A 25,944-nucleotide genomic window follows, 5' to 3' on the forward strand; every position below is an offset into this window, starting at 1 on the left:
CCAACGACACCAAAAGCTTCGCGGCCAACTTCACCTCGGCGTTCGGCGCCGACGGCGCGGGCACCCTCACCTATGCCCTGGGCGTGGTGGCGGGTGCCTCGGGGCTGACCGACTCGGCCACGGGTCAAGCCGTCAACCTGTCGCTCAACGGCGGCGTGGTGGAAGGCCGCACCGCAACCAGCAACGTGCTGGTGTTCACCGTCAACGTCGCCACTAACGGTGACGTTACCCTCGACCAATTGCGGGCCGTGATGCACCCCAATGCGACCAACCCCGACGACGCCACGAGCCTGACCTCGGACAACCTGGTCACCCTGGTCGCCACCAAGACCGACCGGGACGGCGACAGTGCCCAGGCCACCCTCAACATCGGCCAGAACCTGGTGTTCGAGGATGACGGACCGTCACTCGCGTTCGGCAACTTGATCGGCACCGGCAGCGTGCTGGCGCAAACCGGCTACTGGACCAAGGTGGCCGGTGCCGACGGACTTGGTACGGCTGGCCTGGACATTTCACTGGTCAACGGTCAGTTCACCCTGGTCCGCCCAGACGACACGACCACCACCGGAACCGGCACACTCGTCGAGCAGTCGCCCTCACCGGACGCCAATGGCGCCTACCACTTCGCCGGTACGCTGACCGGTGACTTCGACAACAACGCCGCCACCGCCAACACCAGCGTCGACTACACGCTTACCGCCTATGATGACGGGCACTACACGCTGGACCTTGTGCAGGGCTTTGCCTCGACCATCGTGCGCAGCAGCGCCGACGGCTCGCTCGATGCCGGCGGCCCGGATCCGGTGCGGACCTTGTTGATTCCAAAAACCGCGGATCCGACCATCCCGTCCACCTCCGAAGAAATCGTGTTCTTCTCCGTGAAGGCGCTGGCCTCGACGTCGGATATCTTCACCGGAATCGGTCTTGGCAAACCCGACCCCACCGAGGCCGCGTTGCAGACCAACCCGCTGCCGTCGTACATCGACCCGACGGCGATGAACGTCAGCACCTCCGGTATCGGCGTGGGCAACAACCTGCTGCAAGGCGACAGCCTGGTGGCCATCGGAACCGCCGATGAAAGCTTTGTCATCAACCCGGAAAGCCTGCTCACGGGCATGAAAGTCTTCATCGACAACTCCGTGGCCGGCTACGACACGGCGACCGAAGACCTGTATTTCAGGGTCTTCTACCAAGACGGTACGGTCTCCGCCCTCACCGAGGTCAACACCCTGACACCGGAAGCCGGCGGCCAGGTGTCCTTCACCATCGAGAAAGCAGGTTCGGCACTGATCGACGCCGTCCAACTGACGATGGGGCGCGGTGCGATCAAGATTCCGGTGATCCAGTTCATCCAGGAAACCGAGAACCTGGCCAGCGACATCAAGCTGGTGTTCAACGCGACGCTGACGGACAAGGATGGCGACTCGGCGACCAGCTCGTTTGACGCCAACCTGTTCGCCAACGACGCGGCCAACGCCCAGTTCGATTTCACCTTGGTGGGCACCAGCGGCGAGCGCGATGCGTTTAACGTCGACCTGACGTTCACCCAGAACAAGTACCAGGTCACCGGCTTCGACACGACGCCGGGCCAGCACGACACCCTGGTACTCAACGGTGATCCGACGGCAGTGGTCCAGTCGATCAACAACACAGGAGCCGACAGCATCGTGACCATCGCCGAGACCGGCGGGCAAACCACCACCATCACCCTGGTCGGGGTGGACGTGCTCAACACCGACATCGTCATGGGCGCCTGATACCTGACAGGCCTTGAAAAATGCGCGGAGGGTTGAGGAACCACCCGCGCATTGTTTTTTGCTTCACCTGAACGTCAATCCAACTCCACCCACGTCGACTCGGGTGGTTCTTCCTGGTTGGTGATCCCATGCTTGAGCGCATACATCAGCAAATCCATCCGATTGATCAGGTTGAGCTTCTGATAGATGTTGCTCAGGTGGTTGTGCACGGTGTGCTCGCTGATGCCAAGGCGCTCGGCGATGCTGATGTACTTGGCCGACGGGTCACCGACGATGGCATGGATCAGCTCACGCTCGCGCAACGTCAGCCGCGCCTGTTTCGCCTGTTCCAGGTTGCACTTGAGGGGCACATGCCCGTTGGCGGCGTAGCCGCACAGCCCATCGGCCCAGGCCCGGTCCATCCCGATGTCATGGTGGTGGACCGTGAGAATCGCCCGGACGATCGATTCCGTCGGGTCTTCCGCCAGCACGATGCCCCGCGCACCCGCCTCTATCGCCTGGGCCGCCGGCACGGCCTCGTACAAGCCCTTGAGCACCAGCAGCTTCATGCCGGTGCTGCGGGTGAGTTGCGCGACGACTTCCAACGGGTCCAGCGCATCGGGAAAGAAGCTGAAGAAAATCACGTTGGGACGCAACTGATCAGCCAGGTTCAGCGCATTAGTGTAGGTGGACGCCTGGCCGCTGACTTCCATTCGCGGCTTCCTCGCATTGATCAAGTCATGAAGCCCCATGAGCACCAGCGGACGGCAATCGACCAGCAACACACGGATGGTCTTTCGGTGATCCGGCATCATCGTTACGCTCCCTCTTGGAAACCAAGGGTGACGACAACCGTGTCGAGAGTGATGGCAGGCTGTGAAAAAACAAGAAAACCTTCGGCGCTGCCTATAGGAATAACGATCAACAACTTACACATGACAACGTGCCCCTTTCGAGCCCCAAGGCTGTGTACGAAATTGTTTGAAACGCAGGTTAGGCAAGGCAAAAACCGGCGAGGAACGGCCGGGGTCGCGCCCGACTTGACCGGCTGTCAATGAGCATTCCGTGCCGGTTTTTAACGCCGCATAACCAAGTTTCAAGCGATTTCGTACATAGCCTAGGCTGAGTCTAGGCCAGCCCGTCGCACAGCCGCGCGCCTGAGCCCCGGCGCCGGCCTTGGCCCGGAGGGCTTGGCTCGGTGGCGGCGGGCTGTCGCAAGTGTTTATTGCTCGGAAAATCAAGGCATTGCCGTCGTCAACCAATGATCGCGAAGCAAACGCCGTCGCGAGCGCATCGTCAATTAAACGACGAGCGGTGCGACAGGTTCGTTAAGTAGAATAATGCCGTCAATTAACCGCCGAAATCAGGGCGCTAAAGAGGCTTGGCGAGTACCGGCGGGGCTCAACCAGGCGTTCACGCTATCGATGCTTTCCGCCGGCGGTTTGCCTGCCCAACGATTGAGGGTCAGCACGTTGCTGAGGAATTCATATTGCGTCTTGAGCAGGTCGCGCCGAGCGCGAAACTCGTTGCGCACGCTGGCCAGTACGTCGACGGAATTGACCATGCCATAACTCAGCGCTTTCTCTGCGGCCACCCGGGACAGCTGGGCCGAATCCAGGGCCATGCGGTTGGCCCCAATCTTCTCGCCGTTGGAATTGGCGGTCAGGTAGGCGTTGGTGATCTCCTTGACCACCCGACGCCGGATCGCCTCCAGTTCCTGCTCGGCAACCACTTGGTCCTGGTAAAGCCCACGGACCCGCGCCGAGGTCGAGCCGCCGCTGTACAGCGGCACTTGCAGGCCAATACCGGCGACATAGCTGTCGGTGCGCGGCGCCTGGGAGTTGTTGTAGCCCTCGTCGGTCTGCTGCGCGCTCAGGTTAAGGCTCAAGGTCGGGTAGTGCCCGCCCTTGCCGCTGCGCAACGCCGCCCCCGCGGCTTCGACGCCACTCTCGTTGGCCTTGAGCGCCGGGTTCAGCGCGATGCCGTCACGCACCCAACTTTCCAGGCTCTGCGCCGAGACCTGCAATTGCACGTCATCGCGGACACGGTTGAGCTTTTCCTTCACTGGTCGCCCGACGATTTCCGCCAGCGCCTCGCGACTGAGGCTGGCCTGGTTGCGGGCGTCGAGTTCTTGCGCGGCAAGCAGATCCACCCGGGCCTTGAGATCGAGCTGATCGGTCACCAGGGCCATCTGTTTTTCGTACAGCGCGTTGACCCGGTCCAGGCTTCTTTGGGTGGTTCGACGCTCCGCCCTGACCAACTCCAGTTCATCCTCGGCCGCCAACGCGGTGAAGTAGCGCTGCGCCAATTCCACCGTGGCTTCGGCCTGGGTGTCCAGCGCCTGGGATTCAGACTGCTTGGCCAGGCTTTTGAACTTCTGGTAGTTCTCCCACGCGGCCTTGTTGTAGAGGTACTGACGCAACACCAACCCGTAGCTTTCACTGTCGAAACTGCGTTGCAGAAAGTCGTTCTCCTGATGAATACGGTTCTTCCCGGCATTGAACGACAGCTGTGGCAGCAAGGCCCCGAAGGCTTCGTCCTGATGTTCCTGGCCCGCCTTGGCCCGGGCATGGGAAGCGAGTACCTGTGGGTCCTCCAGCCGTGCTTCGCGGTACAACTGCGCAAGGTCGGTGGAAAACGTCGAGGCGCTGACCTCGGTCGGTGTAGCCCCATCGGCTTGCGCCGCATGGGTTTGCGCCCCGACGGCCCCCGCCGCCAACATGAACATCCCCCCCAATAGCATTGCAGACACATCCATGGTCATTCCTCGATCAATGATTGAGACAGGGCATTGCGGGCCGGCTGCATCAAGTACTGCAACAGCGTGCGTTGCCCGGTGATGATCAATACATCCGCCGGCATTCCCGGCACCAGTTTGCGTTCGCCCAACGTGCGTACGCCTTTGTCGGTCACCCGCACCCGCGCCAGGTAGTAGGCGGCGCCGGTCTTTTCATTGGTCAGCCGGTCGGCCGAGACACTGCTGACCTCCCCTTCGATCACCGGCGTGGTGGCGCTGTTGAACGCGTTGAAACGGATGTCGGCCCGCTTGCCGATGCCGATGCGGTCAATGTCCACCGGGGCCACCTGGGCTTCTATGACCAGTTCGGAAATCGACGGCACGATATCGAGCAAGGGCGTCGCCGCGCGCACGATCCCGCCGACGGTGTGCACGGTCATGCCGATCACCATGCCCGCGTCAGGTGCGCGAATCACGATACGGCTGAGCCGATCCGCCAGCGCCGCGGTTTTCTCCTGCAGGTCGTAGAGCTTGGTCTGGACTTCGGCCAGTTGCTTGGCCACGTCGGCGTCGAAATCCTTGTCGACCTGGAGGATCTGCAGCTGTGTTTCGTTGATCTGCAGCCGCGTCTTGTTGATCATCGAGCGGTGATCGGCCACCTCCGACCTGAGCAACCCCAACTTGCGCTCCTGCTCCAGCAGGCGTTGTTTATCGACGAAGCCTTGCTTGAGCAGGTCGCTCAGTTCCGCGATCTCGCCGCTGTAGGAGTTCTCCAGATGAACCTTGGCGTCGATCATCGACTCCAGGCCCTTGATCTGTTGCTGCAACTGCCCGATGCGCTCGCGCAGCACAGCGATCTGACCCTGGCGCGAGCCCTGCCGGGCATTGAACAGCTGGTTTTCTCCCTGCAACGCCTCGACGCCACGTGGACTGCTCGAATCGACCACCTGGGCAAAGCTGATCGCCGGCAGCCTGTCGCGCTCGGCCTTGAGCCGGGCCTCCATGGCACTGGCCGCGACCAGCTGGTTATGGGTCATCTCGTACTCGGAGCGCAGTTGGGCATCGTCCAGGACGATCAGCGGGTCATCACGCTTGACGATGTCGCCGTCACGGGCGAGCACGGCCTTGACGATGCCGCCTTCCAGGTGCTGCACCGTCTTGCGGTAGGCCTGCACGGTGACGACGCCTGGGGCATAGGCTGCGCCGTCCAGTGGCGCAAACGCCGCCCAAGTGCCAAACAACCCGAAGGTCAACCCAACAATGCCAATGCCCAGGCGGCGAATCTTGTGATCAGAGGTTGGCAGTTCGCTGGTGCTTTCAATTTGGCGGATGGGCACTGTGGGGTTCATCGGTATCACCTTTGCTGGTAACGACCGAAGCCATGCCGAATCCTGCTGGCACAGCTTGCGTATGCGCCTGCGGATGCTGCGCGTTGAGTTCGGCCAGCACATGCTCGCGTGGCCCGTAGAGACTGATCACCCCAGCGTTCAGCAGCATCAGCCGGTCAAGTTGCGACACGATGTTGGTACGGTGGGTGATAACGAACAGCGTTGCGCCGCCCTGCTTGAGTTGATGAATGGCCGAAGCCAGGGCACGGTCACCGACGTCGTCCAGGTTGGAGTTGGGCTCGTCGAGGATGATCAGCCGCGGGTTGCCATAAAGGGCGCGAGCCAGCCCGATACGCTGGCGCTGCCCTGCCGAGAGCATGATGCCTTCGCTGCCGATCACGGTGTCGTAGCCGTCGGGAAACTGCAGGATCATGTCGTGGACCCCGGCGATCCGGGCCGCCTGGATGACTTTCGCCGAATCGACCTCGGCAAAGCGCGCGATGTTCTCGCCGATCGTGCCTTCGAACAGCTCGATGTCCTGGGGCAAGTAACCGATGTACGGCCCGAGCTCATGTTTGTCCCAGGCGCTGATGTCCGCGCCGTCGAGGCGGACAACGCCATGCTGCGGCGCCCAGACGCCAATCAGGGCCCTGGCCAGGGTCGATTTGCCGGCGGCGCTGGGACCGATGATCCCCACCACGCAACCAGCCGGGGCACTGAAGCTGATGTTCTTGATGATCGGGGTTTTCGAGCCGGGCGCCATGACCATCAGGTTCTCGACCTGCACATGGCCCTGGGGCGCCGGCAACGGCATGCGCTCGGGCTGCGCCTGTTGTTTGGCGAGGATGTCGCTGAGGCGGTTGTACTGCGAACGGGCCGCAATGAAACCCTTCCAACTGCCGATGATCAGGTCGATGGGCGCCAGGGCCCGCCCCAGCAGCACCGAGCCGGCAAACACCATGCCGGCCCCCACCTGATGGTCCACCGCCAGATACGCCCCCAACCCCAGCACCCAGGATTGCACCAGGAGCCGGAAACTACGGGAAAACGTACTGACCACCGCGCCCCTGTCGCTGGCCTGCGATTGCAACAACAGAATGTTCTTCTGCCGACGCCCCCAACGTTCCATCAGGGTTTCGAGCATGCCCATGGACTCGATGACTTCGGCATTGCGCAGGTTTTTCGTGGTGTGCAGCGTGGCCCCGATGTTCTCGCGGTTGGCCTGGGCCAGCGTGGGGCCGGTCAGTCGTTCATTGAGAAAGGCCAGCGCCAGCAGCAACAGGGCACTGCCGGTCGCCACCCAGCCGAACCAGGGGTGGAACATGAACATCACGGCGATATAGATCGGCAACCACGGCGCGTCGAAAAACGCGAACAGGCCGTTGCCGGTGAGAAACTGGCGCAAGCCGGTCAAGTCGTTGAGCGCCTGGGCCGAAGCGTCCATCCCGCCACTGTCCAGGGCCCGCTTGAAACTGGCCTTGTAGACCTGGCGACCGAGCAGCACGTCCAGCCGGGTACTCACCCGGACCATGATCCGCGATCGGATCCACTCCAGGAAACCCAGCGTCACCACCAACCCGGTCAGGATCAGCGTCAGCATGGCCAGGGTGGTCAGGCTGCCGCTGGTGATGACCCGACCGTACACCTGAAGCATATAAAAGGTCGGCACCAGCATGAGCGCGTTGATGAATAGGCTGAAAAAGCCGACAGAAATGAAGCTGTCTCTACAGGCCTTCAGTGCTTTTTTCAGACTGTTTTCAGGAACGCTCCGCATGGAAACCCCCTGCTGGTGGGACCCTCCCTTGGAGCGTAGATCATGCCGAACGAGTGTGTGGGGCAACTGGCCATATCTTCCATCCGACACCCGGGGACGCCTGTGAGGTGAACACCTTTGTGGCGAGGGGATTTATCCCCGCTGGGGCGCGCAGCGGCCCTGAAACCAGACGCTGCGGTGTTTCAGAATGACTGCATTCAGACTTATTGGGGCCGCTGCGCGCCCCAGCGGGGATAAATCCCCTCGCCACAGGAGTTCACTTCACAAAAGTGTTTACCTCACAGAAGTGTTCACCTCATAGAGTGTTCACCCTCGAAGCCAAAACGAAAAATGCCCCGCATCTTTCGATACGGGGCATTTTTACCTACCGAGGAACGACCTCAGGCGTTCTGGTCCCAAGGACGATCGCCATGCTCATCCTTGATGCGCGTCGGCAGGCCCATCACGTCCAGCGCCTTGAGGAACGCCTCGGCAGGCAGCTCCTCGACGTTGGCCATGCGCTGCACGTCCCACTCGCCGCGCGCGACCAGCAAGGCCGCGGCCACCGGTGGTACGCCGGCAGTGTAGGAAATGCCCTGGCTGTCGGTTTCGGCGTAGGCGTCCTCGTGGTCGGCTACGTTGTAGATGAACATCTCGCGGGCCTGGCCATCCTTGGTGCCCTTGACCAGGTCACCGATGCAGGTCTTGCCGGTGTAGCCCGGCGCCAGCGAACTCGGGTCAGGCAGCACGGCCTTGACCACCTTCAATGGCACGACTTCCAGGCCTTCGGCGGTCTTGACCGGTTGCTCGCAGAGCAGGCCGAGGTTGCGCAGGACGGTGAACACATTGATGTAGTGCTCGCCGAAGCTCATCCAGAAACGCACGTTCGGCACGTCGAGGTTCTTGGACAGCGAATGCACTTCGTCGTGGCCGGTCAGGTACAGGTTCTGCGAGCCGACGACCGGCAGGTCGTCGGTGCGCTTGACTTCGAACATGGTGTTGCTGGTCCACTGGCTGTCCTGCCAGCTCCACACCTGTCCGGTGAATTCGCGGAAATTGATTTCCGGGTCGAAATTGGTGGCGAAATACTTGCCGTGTGAGCCGGCATTGACGTCGAGGATGTCGATCGAATCAATGCGGTCGAAATACTGTTGCTGCGCCAATGCCGCATAGGCATTGACCACACCCGGGTCGAAGCCCACGCCGAGAATGGCGGTGATGTTCTTCTGTTGGCATTCCTCGAGGTGTTTCCACTCGTAGTTGCCATACCAGGGCGGCGTCTCGCAGACCTTGCCCGGTTCTTCGTGGATGGCGGTGTCCAGGTAGGCCACGCCGGTATCGATGCAGGCACGCAGCACCGACATGTTGAGGAAAGCGGAGCCGACGTTGATGACGATCTGCGACTCGGTTTCGCGAATCAGCGCCTTGGTCGCTTCGACATCCACTGCATTGAGCGCAAAAGCCTTGATGTCGGCGGGTTGCTTGAGGCTACCCTTGGCCTTGACGCTGTCGATGATGGCCTGGCATTTGGAGATGTTGCGCGACGCGATAGCAATACGACCGAGTTCGTCGTTGTGCTGCGCGCACTTGTGGGCCACCACCTTGGCGACACCTCCTGCACCAATGATAAGTACGTTCTTCTTCAATTCTTTATGTCTCCTTGCGCCAGCTCAAGAGAGGCTGGACAGATAGTCGTCATAGACAAACTCGCGCACCACCTCGACGCTGCCGTCGAGTTGCTTCACGACAATGGACGGCATTTTCAAGCCGTTGAACCAGTTTTTCTTGACCATGGTGTAGCCCGCTGCGTCGACGAACGACAGCCGATCGCCGATGGACAGCGGACGATCGAATTGGTACTCGCCGAAGATGTCTCCGGCCAGGCAGGATTTGCCGCAAATCATGTAGGTGTGCTCACCCTCGCTCGGCGCCAGCTTGGCGTTGAGGCGATAGATCAGCAGGTCGAGCATGTGCGCCTCGATAGAGCTGTCCACCACGGCCAGGTGCTTGCCGTTGTAGAGCGTGTCGAGCACGGTGACTTCCAGCGATGCACTCTGGGTGATCGCGGCTTCGCCTGGTTCCAGGTAGACCTGTACGCCGTATTTCTGCGAGAAGGCCTTGAGGCGTGCGCAGAAGGCATCCAGGGCGTAGCCCTCGCCAGTGAAGTGGATGCCGCCACCGAGGCTGACCCACTCGACCTTATGCAATAGATGACCGAAACGTTCCTCGATGGTGCCCAGCATCTGGTCGAACAGACCGAAATCGTCGTTCTCGCAGTTGTTGTGGAACATGAAGCCGGAGATCTGCTCGATGACTTGCTCGACCTTCACGGGATCCCATTCGCCCAGGCGACTGAACGGTCGCGCCGGGTCGGCCAGCAGGTAATCGGAGCTGCTCACTTGCGGGTTGACCCGCAGGCCACGGACCTTGCCCGCCGACGCCTCGGTGTAGCGCTGCAACTGGCCGATGGAGTTGAAGATGATCTTGTCGCAGTTCTCGAGCATCTCTTCGATTTCGTCGTCGGCCCAGGCCACGCTGTAGGCGTGGGTCTCGCCGGCAAACTTCTGCCGACCGAGCTTGAGTTCATACAGCGACGACGACGTGGTGCCATCCATGTACTGCTCCATCAGGTCGAACACCGACCAGGTGGCGAAGCACTTGAGTGCCAGCAAGGCCTTGGCCCCGGACTGCTCGCGGACGTAGGCGATCTTCTGCATGTTCGCCAGCAGTTTCTGTTTATCGATGAGGTAGTACGGCGTTTTGATCATTTTCGCGGCCTCCGGCAAGGCGAGCCAAAAAAGGATGCGCATTGTGCCTACACTGACTGCAGATCGAAAGAGCGAAAAGCCCCATTCACGCAATCCGCCGGCTCCTGACCGACGCTTTGCACTTGTGGCGAGGGAGCTTGCTCCCGCTGGGGCACGCAGTGGCCCTGTTTTTCGGGTCTGCTGCGCCCGAACGCGGACCGGCCCAGCGGGAGCAAGCTCCCTCGCCACGGGCGATCGGCCTGAGTGCGCAGTGAATTCCTTGCTCCCACAGGACGATCCTGTCTGGTCGAGCTGTGTGTCAATTCATCGACATTCATCTCGCCCACCAGAAACAGTTAATATCGCCCGCCTTCGTCTACCCTTCACTCTGCGGCGTAGCGTCATCCACGCACGCGTGATCGTTCACTATTGCTTGCCTTCCTGTACCGGAGATTTCCATGTTCAAACGTTCCCTGGCATTGGCCGTTGGCGTGACCCTGTCCTTTTGCAGCCTGCTGACCCTGGCCGCCGACACCTTGAAAGTCAGCGCCATTCCCGATGAGGCACCGACCGAACTGCTGCGCAAGTTCAAGCCGCTGGGGGCTTACCTGGAGCAGCAAACCGGCATGAAAGTCGAGTTCGTGCCAGTGAGCGACTACCCGGCCGTGGTCGAAGCGCTGGCCACTGACCGGATCGACATGGCCTGGCTGGGCGGTTTCACCTTCGTACAGGCGCGCCTGAAGACCGGCAATGCCATCCCGCTGGTGCAACGCGAACAGGATGCCCAGTTCACCAGCAAGTTCATCACCGCCGACCCTGCCGTCAAATCCCTCGCCGACCTCAAGGGCAAGACCTTTGCCTTCGGTTCGGTGTCGTCGACGTCCGGCAGCCTCATGCCGCGCTATTTCATGCTCCAGGATGGCATCAAGCCGGAAAGCTATTTCAGCCGCGTGGGCTACTCGGGTGCCCATGACGCCACGGTTGCCTGGGTCCAGGCCGGCAAAGTGGACGCTGGGGTACTGAACGCCAGTGTCTGGGAAAAACTGGTCGCGGCCGGCAAGGTCGACACGTCCAAGGTCAGGGTCTTTGCCACTACCCCGGCGTACTTCGACTACAACTGGACCGTGCGCGGCACCCTCGATCCGGCGCTGGCGGCCAAGATAAAAGCCGCCTTCCTGGCACTCGATCCGGCCAATCCGAAGGACAAGGAAATCCTCGACCTGCAGGCCGCCAGCCGCTTCATCGAAACCAAGCCTGAAAACTACCAGGGCATCGAGCAAGCCGCGCGCGCCGCCGACCTCCTCAAATGACCCTGCAACTGACCCAGGCCAGCGTTACCCACGCCAACGGCGTCCACGCGCTGCGTGGCGTGGACCTGCACATTGGCGCTGGCGAGCAGGTCGCGATCATCGGCCCATCCGGCGCGGGAAAATCAAGCCTGCTCAATGTGCTGGCGACCGCCCTGCGTCCGGTCGGCGGGGATATGCAGGTGCTCGGTGAGCGCGCCTGGCAGTTGTCTTCCGGCCAGCGCCAGCGCCTGCGTGCACGCATCGGCCTGATCCATCAATCGCCGCCGCTGCCGCCACGCCAGCGCGTGGTCACGGCGGTGCTGGCCGGAAAACTGGGCCAGTGGAGCTTCGGCAAAAGCCTGTTGAACCTGCTGCTGCCCCTGGATGTGCCGGGCGCGCGGGCGGCCTTGGCCCGGCTGGACTTGAGCGACAAGTTGTTCGCCCAATGCCAGCAACTCTCCGGCGGACAGCTGCAACGTGTGGGCATTGCCCGGGTGCTGTACCAGGCGCCCGAAGTGTTGCTGGCCGACGAACCGGTCTCGGCGATGGATCCGGTGCTGGCCGGGCATACCCTGTCGGTGCTTTGCCGCCATGCTCGCGAACACAACGTCACCCTGGTCGCCAGCCTGCACGCAGTGGACCTGGCGCTGGCACACTTTTCACGCGTCATTGGCCTGCGCGAGGGACAGATTCTGTTCGACTTGCCGGCCGACGCCGTCGACCGTCCGTTGCTCGACACGCTCTACGCCAATGAACAGTTGCAGGCTTCTCCAGTGCCTCCCTCGCCCCTGACCGTGCAGATCCCCCGATGCTGACACGCGATACCCGAGACCCCGCCACCCGCCCCCGCCTGCTGCTCGGCCTGTTGGCCCTCGTATTGCTGTGGCCGGCTGTCCAGCTCAGCGAACTGGACCTCAGCGTGTGGGTGGCGAGCGACAGCCGCAGCGAGATGGGCCGGTTCGTAGCAGCCTTCTGGCCTGCGGCCCATGGCGATGAATTCCTTGGCCTGCTGTGGCAAGCCACCCTGCAAACCCTGGCCATCGCCACGGCGGGCATGGTCCTGGCGTTGCTGCTGGCCGTGCCCGCCAGCCTGCTGGCAAGCCGGGCGTTATCCCTGTCGGCGGCTTCCCGGGCCGGTCATCCGGGGCGCTGGGGCCAATGGCTGCGCTGGCCCGTGCGCGGGCTGCTGATCTTCCTGCGCAGCGTGCCGGAAATCGTCTGGGCCTTGCTCTTCGTGCGCGCCGTCGGCCTCGGCCCCACGGCCGGTGTGCTGGCCATCGCCATTACCTACAGCGGCATGCTGGGCAAGGTCTATGCGGAAATCTACGAGTCGGTCGACCAACGGCCGGTGCATGCGCTCTTGCAGGCGGGCAGTGGTCGACTGAGTGCCTTCTGCTACGGGATCCTGCCCAATGTCGCGGCGGAATTGCTGTCGTACACGGTGTATCGCTGGGAATGCGCGATCCGCGCCTCGGTGGTGATGGGTTTCGTCGGCGCCGGCGGCCTGGGCCAGCAGATGGACTTGTCGTTGCGCATGTTTGCCGGCGGTGAGGTCGCCAGCCTGCTGCTGACGTTCCTGGTGCTGGTGTTGCTGGCCGATCAACTCAGCCGCCTGCTACGCTGGAGGCTGGCATGAATCGCCTGCTCAACGCGCTCATTGTCCTGTGCCTGGGCGCGGCGGTCGTCGCCTCGTTCGCCTACTTGGGCCTCGACCTGGGTGAGCTTGGCGACAGCGGCAACCTGGGTCGAATGGTCGCCTACGCACAACGCTTTCTCAGCCCGGACCTGAGCCCGGGCCATCTGCAAGCGATCGGCCATGGCGCCTTGGAAACCCTGGCCATGTCGGCCCTCGGCACCCTGCTGGCGGCGGTCCTCGGCCTGCTGCTGGCACTGCCCGCCGCCGGGCGTTTCGGCTGGCCGCTGCAAAGTGCTTCACGGCTGCTGCTCAATGCCCTGCGCGCCGTACCCGAACTGGTGTGGGCCGCGCTGATGGTCCTCGCCGCCGGCCTCGGCCCCAATGCCGGGACCCTGGCCTTGGCCCTGCACACCACCGGCGTGCTTGGCCGGTTGTTTGCCGAGGCGCTGGAAAACACCCCCGCCGAACCAGCCGACGCCATCCGCCTGCAAGGCGCCAATGCGGTATTGGCGTTCTGTTACGGCACGCTGCCCAATGTCATGCCCCAACTGCTGGCGTACATCCTGTACCGCTGGGAAAACAACATCCGCATGGCCAGCGTGCTCGGCTTCGTCGGCGCTGGCGGCCTGGGGCAAATGCTCTACGTCAGCCTCAGCCTGTTCCAGGAGGCCCAAGGCAGCACGGTGATCCTGGCGATGCTGCTGCTGGTTTTCGCGGTCGATACGTTGAGCGGTTGGAGTCGTCAACGGTGGGTGAAGGCTTGATGTGACATCAGCCCAGACACCGCAAATCCCCTGGGAGCGAGCCTGTTCGCGATGGCGATTGTGCCTTCGCCCCAACACCCAAGCCTAACCACACCCCCTGTGGCGAGGGAGCTTGCTCCTGCTCGGCCGGTCCGACGCCTCGGGCGCAGCAGTCGTAAAACCCGGCAACGCGGTTTGCCTGAAACAATGCAGGGGCCTGCTGCGCAGGCCAGCGGGAGCAAGCTCCCTCGCCACAGATTGGTCTGCGTGATGCCAAGGGGGGCTTGACAAGCCGGCCGTTTCTACAGGCTGGACTCAAGCCGATGCCAGTCCGGCCGATAACCCTGTCAGTGATAGTGCCCAGGCTTCCCTGGGCGCTGCTGGTTGCCTAGGGTAATGGTCGATGGGTTTGCCGCTTCTCAATCGCCTGCTGATGTGGGGCGTCCTGACGTGCCTCGCCGCAAGCGCTTGCGCGGCAGAGGCACCGCTGCGCATCGTGACGGAGGAGCTGCCGCCCTACAACATGACGCAGGACGGTCGCGTGACCGGCATGAGCACCGAAGTGGTCCAGGCCGTGCTCAAGGAACTCGGCATGGACGTGCCCATCCATCCCATGCCTTGGGCTCGGGCCTACGAACTGGCGCTCAATGAAAGCAACGTATTGATCTATTCGATCGTCCGCACGCCCGCCCGCGAGTCGCTTTTCCAGTGGGTAGGCGCCATTGCCCCGACGCAGTGGTACATGTACTCACTGGCGGACCGGCCGGTCAAACTCAACTCGCTGGCCGATGCCCATGGTCACCAGATCGCCACCGTCAATCAGGACGTCGGCGAGCAATACCTGATCTCGAAGGGTTTTCGCATTGGCGAAGAATTGCAGTCGAGCACCAAGTACGAACACAACTACCGCAAGCTCAAGGTCGACCATGTCGAGCTGTGGATTTCCAATGAACTCAACGCACTGTACATGACTCGCCAGAACGGCGAGGACCCGGACAAAGTGCTGGTCCGCTCGCTGGCGCTGCCCGAACTGAGCAGCGCCGATGGCTTCAGCATGGCGTTCAGCCGCAAGACCCCGGCCGAAACCGTGGAGAAGTTCCGCGCCGGCCTTGAGACCATCCGTCGCAATGGTGTCTACGATGCCATCGTGCGCAAATGGTTATGACATGGGTAACGACTTCCGCACCGCGTCCTCCCCGCAACCGCACACCAAGGCCTTCAGTTCGCTAGGCCGGCGCCTGGTGCTGGCGACGCTGTTGTTCTGCCTGCTCTTTACCCTGGCGATGGTCACCTGGCGCACCTGGCAGGCATGGGAAAACAACCTGGCGGAAATGAATTCGGAGCTGGCCCTGATCGACCAGGTGTTCCAGAACACCCTCGCCCACGCCATTTGGGAGATGGACCGCGAGTCCCTCGACCAGCAAATCAGCAGCGTTGCCGCGGCAGCCCCCGTGGGCCGTGTAGTGTTGAATATCCTGCGCCCCAGGCAGGCGCCTGAAGTCGTCGAGCTCAATCGATATACCGTCACGCAATCGGGCGTGGTGCCAGTGTTGCATCGCCAACTCATCGCCCAGCCCTACGCCGGGGCCCATGAAAAAGTCGGCGAGCTGACCATTGAAGGCGACCATAACCTGCTTTGGGAGCGACTCTGGGGCGAAGCGCGCAGCATCGTCATTACCCAGATCATCCAATCCTTGTTGCTGGCCGGGTTGATCATGACCATGTTCAACCGCCTGGTGACTGTGCACGTGGTGCACATCGCCCGGCACCTGGGCGAACTCGCACCGCAAACCCTCAAGCATCACCTCAAGCTGCAACGCGCGGTGCACCGCCAGGACGAACTGAGCCTGCTGGAATTCCAAGTGAACGAATTGCAGGACAATCTCCATGCCCACCTGGAGCGCCAACATTCGGACGAACTGGCCCTGGCCGCCAGCCGCGATCAACTGGCTGAGCTGGTCGAGGCACGCACCGCCGAACTGAAGGCGGCCAACCAGTCCCTCGAAACGCTGTCCCGTCACGACGCCTTGACCGGCCTGGCCAACCGTCGCTATTTCGACGAACTGAAGGACGTCGAGTTTCGTCGGGCGATCCGTCACCAGACTCCGCTGGCCGTGCTCATGTGCGATGTCGATTTCTTCAAGATCTACAACGACACCTACGGCCACATGCAGGGGGACCAGTGCCTGAAAGAAATCGCCGAGACCCTGCGCAGGGTCTTCGCACGCTCTGGCGAACTCACTGCACGCGTGGGTGGCGAGGAGTTCGTCGTGGTCCTGCCCAACATCGACGCCACCCTGGCGTGCGAGGCGGCCGAACGATTGCGCACCAGCCTGGCGGAACGTGAGCTGCCCCACAGCGGCTCCAAGGTCTCGCCGTTCGTCACCGTGAGCGTCGGCGTCGCCGAACTGGACCGGCAGACCATGGACCATTTCGATCAATTGCTGCAACGCGCCGACCAGGCGCTGTACCGGGCCAAACACCAGGGACGCGACTGCGTCGCCCTGTAAAACCGTCGCCTGCCATGAGGTTTGTATATGCACAATCGCCTGTCGCTCTGCTCATGCCTGCTGCTCGCCTTGATCAGCCTGAAAAGCCACGCCGAGGCGATCGAAGTGGTCACCGAAGATTCCCTGTATGCCTATCAGCGTGACGACAAGGTCGCAGGCCCCGGCATTCGCATCGCCGAACAAACACTCAAGAACGCGGGGCTCACCGACTACAGCCTGTCGCTGTACCCGTGGGCCAGGGCCTACGAAAAGGCCCTGCACGAGCCCAACGTGATGATTTTCCCGTTGGACCGCACCCCGGCCCGCGAACCCTTGTTCAAGTGGGTCGGTGAGATACATCGGGTGGCGAGCCGGCTCTATAAGCTGCGCGGAACGGACGGCATCAGCGTCAGTAACCTGGAAGAAGCCAAGCAGTACAGCATCGGCGTGGTGCGCAATGACGCCAAGCAGATCTACCTGCAACAACGCGGTTTCACCCGGCTGGTCATATCGGCCAACAATCACGACAACTTTCAGAAACTGCTGAATCACCAGGTCCAACTGGTGCCCATGCCGGAGAACACCGCACGGCTGATGAGCCAGGATGCCCAGGTGGATTTCAATTCGTTGGAAGAGGTCTATACCCTCGACGAGCAACCCCACAGGGTCAACCTGGCCTTCAGCCTGAGTACGCCGGACGACGTCGTCGCCAAGGCCCAACGCGCTTTCGATCAGCTCAAGGCTTGCGGTGAAGTGGCGCGGATGATGAACGAACAGCGGTAGACTCTGGGAACCACACCGCAAACGAAGAGGTATGTCCCGATGAGCAAAGCGTCCTACGTTCCGCCCAAGGTCTGGAAAAACGACGCCCCGTCTGGCGGCCAGTTCGCCAGCATCAACCGCCCCACCGCTGGGCCGACCCACGAAAAAACCTTGCCGGTTGGCAAGCATCCCTTGCAGCTCTACTCCCTCGCCACGCCCAATGGCGTCAAGGTGACGATCCTGCTGGAGGAGCTGCTGGCGCTGGGGCATACCGGCGCGGAATACGATGCCTGGCTGATCCGCATCAACGAGGGCGACCAGTTCTCCAGCGGCTTTGTCGAGATCAACCCCAACTCCAAGATCCCGGCCCTGCTGGACCGCAGTGTCGAGCCGGCTATCCGGGTCTTCGAGTCCGGTTCGATCCTCCTTTACCTGGCAGAGAAATTCGGCGCGTTGCTGCCCACCGATCTGGCCGGTCGCACCGAAACGCTGAACTGGCTGTTCTGGCAGATGGGCTCGGCACCGTACCTGGGCGGCGGCTTCGGGCATTTCTACGCGTATGCGCCGGAAAAACTCGAATACCCCATCAATCGCTTCACCATGGAGGCCAAGCGTCAACTCGATGTGCTGGATCGTCGCCTGGGCGAAAGCCGCTACCTGGCCGGCGAGCACTACACCATCGCCGACATCGCGGTCTGGCCCTGGTATGGCCAACTGGTGCGCAATAACGTCTACGGGGCCGCGGAATTTCTCGATGCCCAGCGATACACCCATGTGCAGCGCTGGGCCGAGGAAATTGCCAAGCGGCCGGCGGTCCTCCGTGGGCAGCGCGTCAACCGCACGTGGGGTGACGAGGCGAGTCAGGTGCCGGAGCGGCATCAGGCGCAGGACCTTGGCTAAATGCGAAAACCGCGGTCGCTGAAATACCGGGTCAAGGCGGCCACATCTGCTTGGGAATCCGCCACGGCGACGTAGGTATCGGGGCGCAGCAGGTAAGCGGCGTCCCGGCACAAACCGGCCTGCTGATGCGCAGCTTGCCAGGCGAAGGTGTGCAAGGGGATTCGATGCTGGTCGCTCCACGCCTTCAGGTCGGCTCGCGCCTCGCCGTAGACATGCACCTGCCAGCCAATGGCCGAGAGCGGTTCGTAATTGTCTGCACCCGGCAGCGGCACCCACGGTAAACGGTCCCCGCCCCGTACATCGCCCGCCTTGCCGACACTCAACGGACTTTCGTGATAGTGCAGCGTGGTTTGGGAAACCATCCGGAACAGGTATTCGCGTACGTTCTCGTTTTTATAGGCCACGCTGGCGAAGATCGGCGCAATGCGGGTTCGCACGAAGTCGGCGAAGCTGCCTTGGGCGGTTACAAAGGTGAACATCCTGTCCGTCGTTTCCACCAATTTTTGCGCAAATGCCTGGCGCTCTGCCTGGTAGCTGTCGAGCAACGTATCGGCGGCCTGCCCCTTGACCACCGCTGCCAGTTTCCAGGCCAGGTTGATCGCGTCGAGGATGCCGGTGTTCATGCCCTGGCCACCGACCGGGCTGTGGACGTGAGCGGCATCGCCCAGCAAAAACACCCTGCCCCAGCGGAACCGGTCCGTGACGCGATGATGGACCCGGTAAGTGGAGAACCAGTTCACGCCATTGATCGTGATGTTCAAGCCGTTGATGGCGGCATGCCCCACGTCGTCGAACGTGAGGGACTCGGGGTGTTCTGCGCGCTCGTCGCGCACGGTGCCGATCAGGCGATAGCGGTCGGCTTCGCCATAAAAGAACACCAGGACAAAGTCGGATTGATCGAACGCGATGTGGGCCTCTTGCGCAGGATCGAGACCGCTGGCAGAAACGTCCGCCACGTAGAACAACTGCTTATAGGTACCGCCTTCAAAGCCGCTGCCTACCTGATGACGCACAAGCGAACGCGCGCCATCGCAGCCGGCGAAGTAGCGAACGGTGAGCGTTTCTTCACGGCCCTGCGCGTGTCTCACGCGTGCGGTCACCTGGTCGCCACCGTCTGCGAAGGACAGGAGTTCGGTTTGCCGCTCGACTTCGACGCCCAGGGTCTGAAGCTCTTTTTCCAGCAGGCGCTCATGATGATCCTGGGGGTAGATGAGCACAAAAGGATAAGGCGAGACGCCCCGGCCAGCGTCCACCAGCGCAATGCGCGCCTTGTGTTTGCCCAGGGCCCACATGTTCATGGCCGGGGTCTTGTAGCCGTCCTCGATGACCGCCACGGCGAGATCGAGCTGGCGATACAGTTCGAGGGTGCGCGCCTGGACGGCCATGGCACGAGAAGTTTCCCCCGGCCCGCTGCTTTTATCGATGATCCTGACCGCAAGCCCTTGCCGGGTCAGCCATAAAGCCAGGACCAATCCGGTAGGCCCGGCGCCCACGATGAGGATGTCCGTCGCTGCCATGACCGCCTCCCGCAATGCCCCATGACCTTGAGGTGTCACTTAATCATGGTCGAGGCCAAGTGAAAGTCAACGACCTGCCGGCAGCCGGCCATGCAAGCTTTGCATACAGCCTGTGGGAGCAAAGCTTGCTCGCGATGTCGTCAATCGGCCGTCGCAAGCGGCAACCAGACACGGACTTCGAAACCGTCCTGGCGCCCCGTTGCCGGTGACGTCAGCATGACTCGCCCGCCCACGCCCTGCACGATGGTTTTGACAATCGCCAGTCCCAGCCCGGCCCCACCGACGTCACTCTGGCCGCGAACAAACCGCTCGGTCAGGTGCTGCAACACCGGCTCCGGCACGGCCGGCCCGCCGTTGACCACCCGCAACAGCGCCTGGCTCGTGAGGCTGACCTCGATGGGTTGGTCCGGCGCGCCATATTTCAAGGCATTCTCGATCAGGTTGCGCAACAGAATGGCAAAGGCGTCCGGGTCGATGGTCGAGTACACGCTGGCCTGCGCCGGCAGCCGCAGTTCGACCTGGCGAGCGCTACCTTGACGCCATTCGTCCACCACGTGGGCCAGCAATGGAATGAGGTCCTCGGGGGCTTCCGACAACAGGCCACCGCCCTCGGCCTTGGCCAATTGCATGAGTTTTTCCGAAAGCCGCGCCAACTCGCGCAAGGCGTTTTCGATCTTTGCCGCACGCAGCCGCAACGGCCCTTCGGGCGCCTCATGGCGCAGCCGCTGAACCTGCGCCAGGGTCGCGGCCAAGGGCGTGCGCAATTCATGAGCGCTGTTGGCGGTAAAGCTGCGTTCGCTCTCCAAGGCCTTGCGCAGGCGCTCCAGCAGATGGTTGACCGCCTCGGCCAACGGATTGATTTCCGCCGGCAAGCGCGACACCTTGATCGGCGATAAATCGCCCACACCCCGGGCCTCCACGGCACGTCGATAGGCAACCACGCTGGCCAGGCTCATCCGGACGAACAGCCAGGTGCCCAACAAGCTGATCGGAATCAGCGCCAGTAACGGCAAGAGCAAGGCGAACAGGGCTTCCCGTGCCGCCTCACGGCGATGTTTCAGGGGCTCGGCGATCTCGATGAATACCGTCTCGCGCAACGCGCTGGTGCCGTAGAGCCGGTATTTGCGCGTGGTGGCAAAGCCTTCGGTTGGATGCTTGCGAAAGACCTTCGGATTGGCATCGTGGGATTGCATCAGGATTTCGCCGGCGGCGTCGCGCACCAGGTACGACAAGTATTGCTTTTGCATTTCCAGGGACGCGACTTGCTGCGCCTTATCCGGCTTTTCCCGGTTGCTGATCTCAAGCACCGCCAGGGGCAGGATCCGCTGCGCGGTTTCTTGCAATGCACTGTCAAACGCCTCGTCCAGCTCGTGCCGCACCGCCAGCCAGGCACCAGCGGTCGCGCCCAGCCAAAGCAAAGTGATGCCCAAGGTCAGGCCCACGCCCAGGCGTTTTTGCAGGCTCGACGACGACTTCATGAGGATGCCAACCGATAGCCCATGCCACGCACGGTTTCAACCAGGTCGCGCCCCAGCTTCTTGCGCAACCGGCTGATGTACACCTCGATCGTGTTGCTCTCGATTTCGGCGCCGAAAGCGTACAACCGCTCCTCCAGTTGCGCCTTGGACAGCAACGCGCCAGGACGCTGGACGAAGGCCTCGAACAGCGCCCACTCGCGCGCGGTCAGGTCCACCGTCACGCCCGCTCGCTGCACCGTACGGGCACTCATGTCGATGTGCAGTTCACCGACCCTGATCTGCGGGTTGGGATTGCCGCTGTAGCGACGGGCCACCGCCGCCACACGGGCCGAGAGCTCACTCAGGTCGAAGGGTTTGACCAGATAATCGTCGGCCCCGGCATTGAGGCCGGCGATGCGATCGGAAATCTGGTCCTGGGCGGTCAGGATGATGACCGGCGTCGGGTCGCCTGCGCGTCGCTGTTGACGCAGGAAGTCCAGCCCGCGGCCGTCCGGCAGCATCAAATCCAGCAGGATCAGATCGTAGGGGGTGGTGCGCACGCTGTTGCGCGCATGCTCCAGGCGCTGCACCCAATCGACCGCGTGGCCGTCATCGGCGATCTGTTCACGTACCGCATCTCCCAGTCCTGGTGCGTCCTCGACCAGTAAAACCCGCATCTTGGCAATTCCTGTGGTGGTTGTCGTGCTGCACCTTAAGCGCCCTACCTGACGTGAATCTGAAGATTCAGCTGGTTGTCAGGAATGCCCTTCAAGGTAGGCCAACGACGACACCCCCGGCAGGAGACAGATCAATGAAATCCGCTTTTATCGCCAGTACCACCCTGTTAAGCGCGCTGCTGTGCGGCTACGCCCTGGCAGACGACGACTGCAGCGACCCGGTGAATCAATGGCAGCCGCGCGAAACCTTGCGCCAGCAAGTGGAGCAGCAATACGGCTGGAGCGTGCAACGCATCAAGGTCGACGACGGTTGCTACAAGCTCATGGGACTGGACCGCAAGGGCAATGTCATCCAGGCCAGTTTCCTGCCGGCCTCGTTGCGCCTGCGCACGCTCAAGATTTATTTCCAGGACGACGGTGATGCCCGGGATTACCTCGGCATCCCGCTCTCCCAATGAACCGCGTTCCCCCTGCTGCGCTTCAGGTTGCTGTCAGCAAGCAGGTCCACCCTTGCGACCGACCGATCAAAAAGGACACCCCCATGAAAAAGCTCATCGCCGCCACCTGCCTCGCCGGCGCCCTTGCCTTGCCAGCGCTGGCCCAGGCCCGTGAAGTGACCCTGACCACACAGCTCAAGCCCTACAGGGGCAATGATGCGTACCTGGCGATCTACCTCACCGATGCCAACGGCCAATACCAGAAAACCCTCTGGGTCGCCGGCAAGAAAGCCAAGTACTACAAGCACCTGCCCGACTGGGCCCGGGGCAGCCAGATGAACCCGAGCGAGTACGACGGCGTCAGCGGCGCCAGCGTCGGCAGTGGGGACACACTCAAAGTCAGCGTCGAGCTGGCAGACACCTTGATTGACGCCGGGTACCAGATCCGCATCGACAGCGCCGTCGAAGACAAGCGAGATGCCCGCGCCGATGTCAGCGTACCCCTGACGTCCGCAGGATCGGGCCAGCCAGCGACCGGCAACACCTACGTCGAGTCCTTTACCTACGACCTTTAGTGGTCATTCCTGGAGGCTGCACATGCTTCGCCAGTTCCACTCACTGCCCGGCCTGGTGGCTGCCCTGTTGGTGGCGCTGCTGGCCATCAGCGGCGCGTTCCTGTCGGTCGACCCGGCCCTGGAAAGATTGCACGGCACCGCCACCGAGGCCGGACAGGTCAATGTCGCTCAGTTGGCCGGGCGCGTCGCCAGCCACTTCCCGGGCGTGGAGCAAATCCAGCGCACGGCGTCCGGCACGGTCATTGTCTACTACACCGAGCGAGGCCAGGCCGGCGCCGAAAAGGTCGATCCACTGACCGGGCAAGGCCTCGCGCCCTACCAGCCGTCCGACGTTTCACGCTGGATCAAAGACCTGCACCGCTCGCTGTTGCTGGGCACCGCCGGCCACGGCATCGCGGGCTTCGGGGCGCTGCTGATGCTGGTCCTGTCGGTGTCCGGCGCGCTGCTACTGGTGCGGCGGGTGGGCGGCTGGCGCAATCTGCTGCGGCCGTTGCGTGGCGACTTCAGCCAGCGCTGGCACGCGCAGGTCGCGCGCCTGGCGGTGCTGGGCTTGCTGTTGTCGTCGCTGAGCGGGCTCTATCTGTGCGCCACGACTTTCGACCTGATCACTGACGGCAGCCAGGGCGAACCGCCCTTCCCGGCCCAGCTCAGCGCCGGGCCGGCCATGCCGGTGGCAAGCCTGGCCGCCTTGCAGGCGACCGACCTGAACGACCTGCGCGAACTCGTCTATCCAAGCCCCAGCAACCCGCAGGATGTGTTTTCCTTGCGCACGGCCCAGGGCGACGGCTACGTGGACCCGGCCAACGGGGCACTGCTGTCCTATCAAGCCCATGACCCGATGCACAACCTCTACGAACTGATCTACCAACTGCATACCGGCGAGGGCCTCTGGTGGCTCGGCCTGTTGCTGGGGCTGAGCGCCCTCGGCGTGCCGTTGATGAGCGTCACTGGTGTCCTGATGTGGTGGCGTCGTCGCCAGGCCGGGCCGCGCATCCGCCACAACGTTGCCGTCCAACTGGCCGATACCGTGATCCTGGTGGGCAGCGAAAACAACAGCACCTGGGGCTTCGCCAGCGCGTTGCATGAGGCGCTGCACCAGGCCGGGCACCGCGTCCATAGCGCGACCATGAATCAGTACGCTAATGGCTGCGGCAATGCCCAGCGCCTGCTCATCCTCACCGCCACCCATGGCGACGGCAATGCCCCGGCGCAGGCTTCACGGTTCCTGTCGCGGCTGGCCAAGACCGGCCTGAAGCCCGGCCTGCCGTTTGCCGTACTGGGCTTTGGTGATCGACAGTTTCCGCAGTTCTGCCAGTTCGCCCATCAGGTCCAGGACGCCATGTTGCAGGCCGGAGGCCGGCCGCTGCTTGAACTGGAAACCGTCAACCGCCAGTCGTCCCAGGCATTCACCCGCTGGGGCCACCTGCTGGGTCAGGTACTGGGGCACGACCTGACGCTGGCCTACACGCCACGGCAGCAGCCCACCCACGAACTGGAGCTGGCCGAACGTCGCGCCTACGGTGCACAGGTCAATGCACCGACCCACATACTGCGCTTCAAGGCGCCGGCCACCTTGCCGGATTTCGAGGCCGGCGACCTCGTCGCAATCGTCCCTCCGGGCAGTACGACGCCACGGTTCTACTCGCTGGCCAGTGGCTCGCAGGATGGCTTGCTGGAGATCTGCGTGCGCAAGCACAAGGGCGGCCTGTGCTCGCAGTACCTCCATGACCTTGGCATTGGCGCGTCGATCCAGGCGTTCATCCAGCCCAACCCGCAGTTTCGTCCGGCTTCGGGCAATCACCCGGTGATCCTGATCGGTGCCGGTACGGGCATCGGTCCCCTGGCCGGGTTCATCCGCAACAACAAGGCCCGCCACCCCATGCATTTGTACTGGGGCGGACGCAGCCCAACCTCGGATTTCCTCTATGAAACCGAGCTCAAGCATTACCTGGATGACCGGCGACTCACCGCGTTGCGGGCGGCATTCTCCCAGGTCCTGGACGGCAGTTACGTGCAAGACCGGCTGCTCAGCGATGCCTTGATCCTGCGCCGCCTGATCGACAAAGGCGCCCAGGTCCTGGTCTGTGGCGGGCGCGAGATGGCCAAGGGCGTGATGCAGGCCCTGGACGAAGTGCTGGCGCCACTCAACCTGAATGTACTGACCCTCAAGGCACAAGGACGCTACCGTGAAGACGTCTACTGAACTGAAACGCTACAGCCTCAACGGCGAGACCATGGGCACGCGATACACCGCCCTGTTCTACGCCGAAGCCGGCATCGACACCGACACCCTCGACGAACACCTGTCCCGTGCCGTGGACCGGGTGGACCAGCAGATGTCCCTCTATAAGCCGAACTCCGACCTCAACCGCCTCAATGCCGCCCCCGAGCAGGAATGGGCGGTGGTACCCGAGGAACTGCTCAGGGTCCTGACGGCGGCGTTGCGGGTCGGTCGGCTTTCCAGCGGCGCCTTCGACATCGCGGTGGGTGACCTGGTCGACGCCTGGGGATTCGGCCCCGGCCAACCGGCCGTTCCCACCGCGACACCCGATACGACGGCGCCGCAACCGCGGCTGTCCGCCTGTGCCGGCCTGGCGCTGGACCCACCGCGCAAACGGGTGCGCAAACGGGGCCCACTGAGCCTGGACCTGAACGGCATCGCCAAGGGCTTCGGGGTCGATGAGCTGGCCCGCTGCCTGGACGACCAGGGCATCACCGATTACCTGGTGGGCATCGACGGGGAAATGCGTGCTCGTGGCACCAAGCCTGGCGCTCAACCCTGGGTCGTGGCCATTGAGAAGCCCTGCCGGGGTGTTCGTGAAGTCATGGGGGTGATGGACCTCAGCGACGCGGCCATCGCCACCTCCGGCGACTACCGCCACTGGATCGACGTGAAGGGCCAGTCTTATGCCCATACCCTGGATCCGGCCACCGCGGCCCCTGTGCGCAACGCCCTGGCGGCGGTCACCGTGGTGGCGAGTTCCTGCATGCTGGCCGATGCCTGGGCCACCGCGCTGATGGTACTGGGCCCGACCGAAGGCCCGCGCCTGGCGCAAGCCCGGGGAATGGATGCGCTATTCGTGCTGCGCGACGGCGACCGGTTCCACGAAATAGCCATTGCCGGCGGGCAATTGCAGGCACAGCTCGAAACGCGCTGAAGC

The 25,944-nt window shown here is 62.8% G+C and carries 22 protein-coding genes; 13 read left to right on the forward strand and 9 right to left on the reverse strand.

What is annotated here, in order from left to right; translation table 11 throughout:
* A partial coding sequence (locus ACODSJ_RS11840; protein ID WP_489101893.1) for a DUF5801 repeats-in-toxin domain-containing protein occupies positions 1-1,757 on the forward strand: 1,757 nt, incomplete at its 5' end.
* A gap of 74 nt (positions 1,758-1,831) precedes the next feature.
* Here ACODSJ_RS11840 and ACODSJ_RS11845 read toward each other — a convergent pair.
* From ACODSJ_RS11845 to nspC, 6 genes are all read right to left on the reverse strand, one after another.
* Positions 1,832-2,548, reverse strand: a complete 717-nt coding sequence (locus ACODSJ_RS11845) for a LuxR C-terminal-related transcriptional regulator (protein WP_489102008.1) — start codon at positions 2,546-2,548, stop codon at positions 1,832-1,834.
* Between the two features lie 551 nt (positions 2,549-3,099).
* Positions 3,100-4,494, reverse strand: a complete 1,395-nt coding sequence (locus tag ACODSJ_RS11850; RefSeq protein WP_489101894.1) for a TolC family outer membrane protein — start codon at positions 4,492-4,494, stop codon at positions 3,100-3,102.
* Between the two features lie 2 nt (positions 4,495-4,496).
* Positions 4,497-5,822: an HlyD family type I secretion periplasmic adaptor subunit gene (locus tag ACODSJ_RS11855; protein WP_489101895.1), complete on the reverse strand. Its 1,326-nt coding sequence runs from the start codon at positions 5,820-5,822 to the stop codon at positions 4,497-4,499.
* Entirely contained in the window at positions 5,791-7,575 is a 1,785-nt protein-coding gene (locus ACODSJ_RS11860) for a type I secretion system permease/ATPase (protein ID WP_489101896.1), read from the reverse strand. Before ACODSJ_RS11860 ends, ACODSJ_RS11855 begins: the two co-directional genes overlap by 32 nt.
* Positions 7,576-7,955: 380 nt before the next feature.
* The gene (locus ACODSJ_RS11865; RefSeq protein WP_489101897.1) at positions 7,956-9,200 is read right to left on the reverse strand and encodes a saccharopine dehydrogenase family protein; all 1,245 of its coding nucleotides are present in this window, start codon (positions 9,198-9,200) and stop codon (positions 7,956-7,958) included.
* 24 nt (positions 9,201-9,224) lie between these two features.
* On the reverse strand, positions 9,225-10,322 hold the full coding sequence (gene nspC, locus ACODSJ_RS11870; protein WP_489101898.1) for a carboxynorspermidine decarboxylase: 1,098 nt from the start codon (positions 10,320-10,322) through the stop codon (positions 9,225-9,227).
* A gap of 437 nt (positions 10,323-10,759) precedes the next feature.
* Here nspC and ACODSJ_RS11875 point away from each other — a divergent pair, with 437 nt between their 5' ends.
* From ACODSJ_RS11875 to yghU, 8 genes are all read left to right on the forward strand, one after another.
* Positions 10,760-11,611, forward strand: coding sequence for a putative selenate ABC transporter substrate-binding protein (locus tag ACODSJ_RS11875; RefSeq protein WP_489101899.1), 852 nt, complete (start codon positions 10,760-10,762; stop codon positions 11,609-11,611).
* Entirely contained in the window at positions 11,608-12,405 is a 798-nt protein-coding gene (locus ACODSJ_RS11880) for a phosphonate ABC transporter ATP-binding protein (protein WP_489101900.1), read from the forward strand. The genes ACODSJ_RS11875 and ACODSJ_RS11880 overlap by 4 nt, the downstream gene beginning before the upstream one ends.
* On the forward strand, positions 12,399-13,226 hold the full coding sequence (locus tag ACODSJ_RS11885; protein WP_489101901.1) for a PhnE/PtxC family ABC transporter permease: 828 nt from the start codon (positions 12,399-12,401) through the stop codon (positions 13,224-13,226). Before ACODSJ_RS11880 ends, ACODSJ_RS11885 begins: the two co-directional genes overlap by 7 nt.
* The gene (gene phnE / locus ACODSJ_RS11890; RefSeq protein WP_489101902.1) at positions 13,223-13,990 is read left to right on the forward strand and encodes a phosphonate ABC transporter, permease protein PhnE; all 768 of its coding nucleotides are present in this window, start codon (positions 13,223-13,225) and stop codon (positions 13,988-13,990) included. The genes ACODSJ_RS11885 and phnE overlap by 4 nt, the downstream gene beginning before the upstream one ends.
* 382 nt (positions 13,991-14,372) lie before the next feature.
* Positions 14,373-15,134: a substrate-binding periplasmic protein gene (locus tag ACODSJ_RS11895; RefSeq protein ID WP_489101903.1), complete on the forward strand. Its 762-nt coding sequence runs from the start codon at positions 14,373-14,375 to the stop codon at positions 15,132-15,134.
* A gap of 1 nt (position 15,135) precedes the next feature.
* Positions 15,136-16,479, forward strand: a complete 1,344-nt coding sequence (locus ACODSJ_RS11900; protein WP_489102009.1) for a GGDEF domain-containing protein — start codon at positions 15,136-15,138, stop codon at positions 16,477-16,479.
* A gap of 27 nt (positions 16,480-16,506) precedes the next feature.
* On the forward strand, positions 16,507-17,241 hold the full coding sequence (locus ACODSJ_RS11905; RefSeq protein ID WP_489101904.1) for a substrate-binding periplasmic protein: 735 nt from the start codon (positions 16,507-16,509) through the stop codon (positions 17,239-17,241).
* A gap of 39 nt (positions 17,242-17,280) precedes the next feature.
* Entirely contained in the window at positions 17,281-18,120 is an 840-nt protein-coding gene (gene yghU / locus ACODSJ_RS11910) for a glutathione-dependent disulfide-bond oxidoreductase (protein ID WP_489101905.1), read from the forward strand.
* On the opposite strand, the gene ACODSJ_RS11915 is transcribed toward yghU, so the two are convergent.
* From ACODSJ_RS11915 to ACODSJ_RS11925, 3 genes are all read right to left on the reverse strand, one after another.
* Positions 18,117-19,637, reverse strand: coding sequence for an FAD-dependent oxidoreductase (locus ACODSJ_RS11915; RefSeq protein WP_489101906.1), 1,521 nt, complete (start codon positions 19,635-19,637; stop codon positions 18,117-18,119). The two genes, yghU and ACODSJ_RS11915, sit on opposite strands and share 4 nt — an antisense overlap.
* A 140-nt stretch (positions 19,638-19,777) precedes the next feature.
* Positions 19,778-21,115 carry an ATP-binding protein gene (locus tag ACODSJ_RS11920; protein ID WP_489101907.1) on the reverse strand — a complete coding sequence of 446 codons (1,338 nt, stop codon included), beginning with the start codon at positions 21,113-21,115 and terminating at the stop codon, positions 19,778-19,780.
* On the reverse strand, positions 21,112-21,771 hold the full coding sequence (locus tag ACODSJ_RS11925) for a response regulator transcription factor (protein ID WP_489101908.1): 660 nt from the start codon (positions 21,769-21,771) through the stop codon (positions 21,112-21,114). Before ACODSJ_RS11925 ends, ACODSJ_RS11920 begins: the two co-directional genes overlap by 4 nt.
* Before the next feature lie 134 nt (positions 21,772-21,905).
* On the opposite strand from ACODSJ_RS11925, the gene ACODSJ_RS11930 reads away from it, so the two are divergent.
* The 4 genes from ACODSJ_RS11930 (at position 21,906) to ACODSJ_RS11945 (ending at position 25,941) form a co-directional block, all read left to right on the forward strand.
* Positions 21,906-22,229, forward strand: a complete 324-nt coding sequence (locus tag ACODSJ_RS11930; protein WP_489101909.1) for a PepSY domain-containing protein — start codon at positions 21,906-21,908, stop codon at positions 22,227-22,229.
* An 83-nt stretch (positions 22,230-22,312) separates the two neighbouring features.
* The gene (locus ACODSJ_RS11935; protein ID WP_489101910.1) at positions 22,313-22,783 is read left to right on the forward strand and encodes a DUF2271 domain-containing protein; all 471 of its coding nucleotides are present in this window, start codon (positions 22,313-22,315) and stop codon (positions 22,781-22,783) included.
* A 22-nt stretch (positions 22,784-22,805) separates the two neighbouring features.
* The gene (locus ACODSJ_RS11940) at positions 22,806-24,986 is read left to right on the forward strand and encodes a PepSY domain-containing protein (protein WP_489101911.1); all 2,181 of its coding nucleotides are present in this window, start codon (positions 22,806-22,808) and stop codon (positions 24,984-24,986) included.
* Positions 24,970-25,941: an FAD:protein FMN transferase gene (locus tag ACODSJ_RS11945; protein ID WP_489101912.1), complete on the forward strand. Its 972-nt coding sequence runs from the start codon at positions 24,970-24,972 to the stop codon at positions 25,939-25,941. Before ACODSJ_RS11940 ends, ACODSJ_RS11945 begins: the two co-directional genes overlap by 17 nt.
* Positions 25,942-25,944 lie beyond the last annotated feature (3 nt).

The organism is Pseudomonas sp. FG6 (assembly GCF_057809015.1).

What these genes read in the sequence shown, in the direction of transcription:
- ACODSJ_RS11915 (WP_489101906.1), bottom strand. Translation starts at nt 19,637, where the DNA reads ATGGCAGCGACGGACATCCTCATCGTGGGCGCCGGGCCTACCGGATTG.
- nspC (WP_489101898.1), bottom strand. Translation starts at nt 10,322, where the DNA reads ATGATCAAAACGCCGTACTACCTCATCGATAAACAGAAACTGCTGGCG.
- yghU (WP_489101905.1), top strand. Translation starts at nt 17,281, where the DNA reads ATGAGCAAAGCGTCCTACGTTCCGCCCAAGGTCTGGAAAAACGACGCC.
- ACODSJ_RS11880 (WP_489101900.1), top strand. Translation starts at nt 11,608, where the DNA reads ATGACCCTGCAACTGACCCAGGCCAGCGTTACCCACGCCAACGGCGTC.
- ACODSJ_RS11860 (WP_489101896.1), bottom strand. Translation starts at nt 7,575, where the DNA reads ATGCGGAGCGTTCCTGAAAACAGTCTGAAAAAAGCACTGAAGGCCTGT.
- ACODSJ_RS11925 (WP_489101908.1), bottom strand. Translation starts at nt 21,771, where the DNA reads ATGCGGGTTTTACTGGTCGAGGACGCACCAGGACTGGGAGATGCGGTA.
- ACODSJ_RS11920 (WP_489101907.1), bottom strand. Translation starts at nt 21,115, where the DNA reads ATGAAGTCGTCGTCGAGCCTGCAAAAACGCCTGGGCGTGGGCCTGACC.
- ACODSJ_RS11930 (WP_489101909.1), top strand. Translation starts at nt 21,906, where the DNA reads ATGAAATCCGCTTTTATCGCCAGTACCACCCTGTTAAGCGCGCTGCTG.
- ACODSJ_RS11875 (WP_489101899.1), top strand. Translation starts at nt 10,760, where the DNA reads ATGTTCAAACGTTCCCTGGCATTGGCCGTTGGCGTGACCCTGTCCTTT.
- ACODSJ_RS11895 (WP_489101903.1), top strand. Translation starts at nt 14,373, where the DNA reads ATGGGTTTGCCGCTTCTCAATCGCCTGCTGATGTGGGGCGTCCTGACG.
- ACODSJ_RS11905 (WP_489101904.1), top strand. Translation starts at nt 16,507, where the DNA reads ATGCACAATCGCCTGTCGCTCTGCTCATGCCTGCTGCTCGCCTTGATC.
- ACODSJ_RS11900 (WP_489102009.1), top strand. Translation starts at nt 15,136, where the DNA reads ATGGGTAACGACTTCCGCACCGCGTCCTCCCCGCAACCGCACACCAAG.
- ACODSJ_RS11940 (WP_489101911.1), top strand. Translation starts at nt 22,806, where the DNA reads ATGCTTCGCCAGTTCCACTCACTGCCCGGCCTGGTGGCTGCCCTGTTG.
- ACODSJ_RS11845 (WP_489102008.1), bottom strand. Translation starts at nt 2,548, where the DNA reads ATGCCGGATCACCGAAAGACCATCCGTGTGTTGCTGGTCGATTGCCGT.
- ACODSJ_RS11885 (WP_489101901.1), top strand. Translation starts at nt 12,399, where the DNA reads ATGCTGACACGCGATACCCGAGACCCCGCCACCCGCCCCCGCCTGCTG.
- ACODSJ_RS11850 (WP_489101894.1), bottom strand. Translation starts at nt 4,494, where the DNA reads ATGGATGTGTCTGCAATGCTATTGGGGGGGATGTTCATGTTGGCGGCG.
- ACODSJ_RS11855 (WP_489101895.1), bottom strand. Translation starts at nt 5,822, where the DNA reads ATGAACCCCACAGTGCCCATCCGCCAAATTGAAAGCACCAGCGAACTG.
- phnE (WP_489101902.1), top strand. Translation starts at nt 13,223, where the DNA reads ATGAATCGCCTGCTCAACGCGCTCATTGTCCTGTGCCTGGGCGCGGCG.
- ACODSJ_RS11935 (WP_489101910.1), top strand. Translation starts at nt 22,313, where the DNA reads ATGAAAAAGCTCATCGCCGCCACCTGCCTCGCCGGCGCCCTTGCCTTG.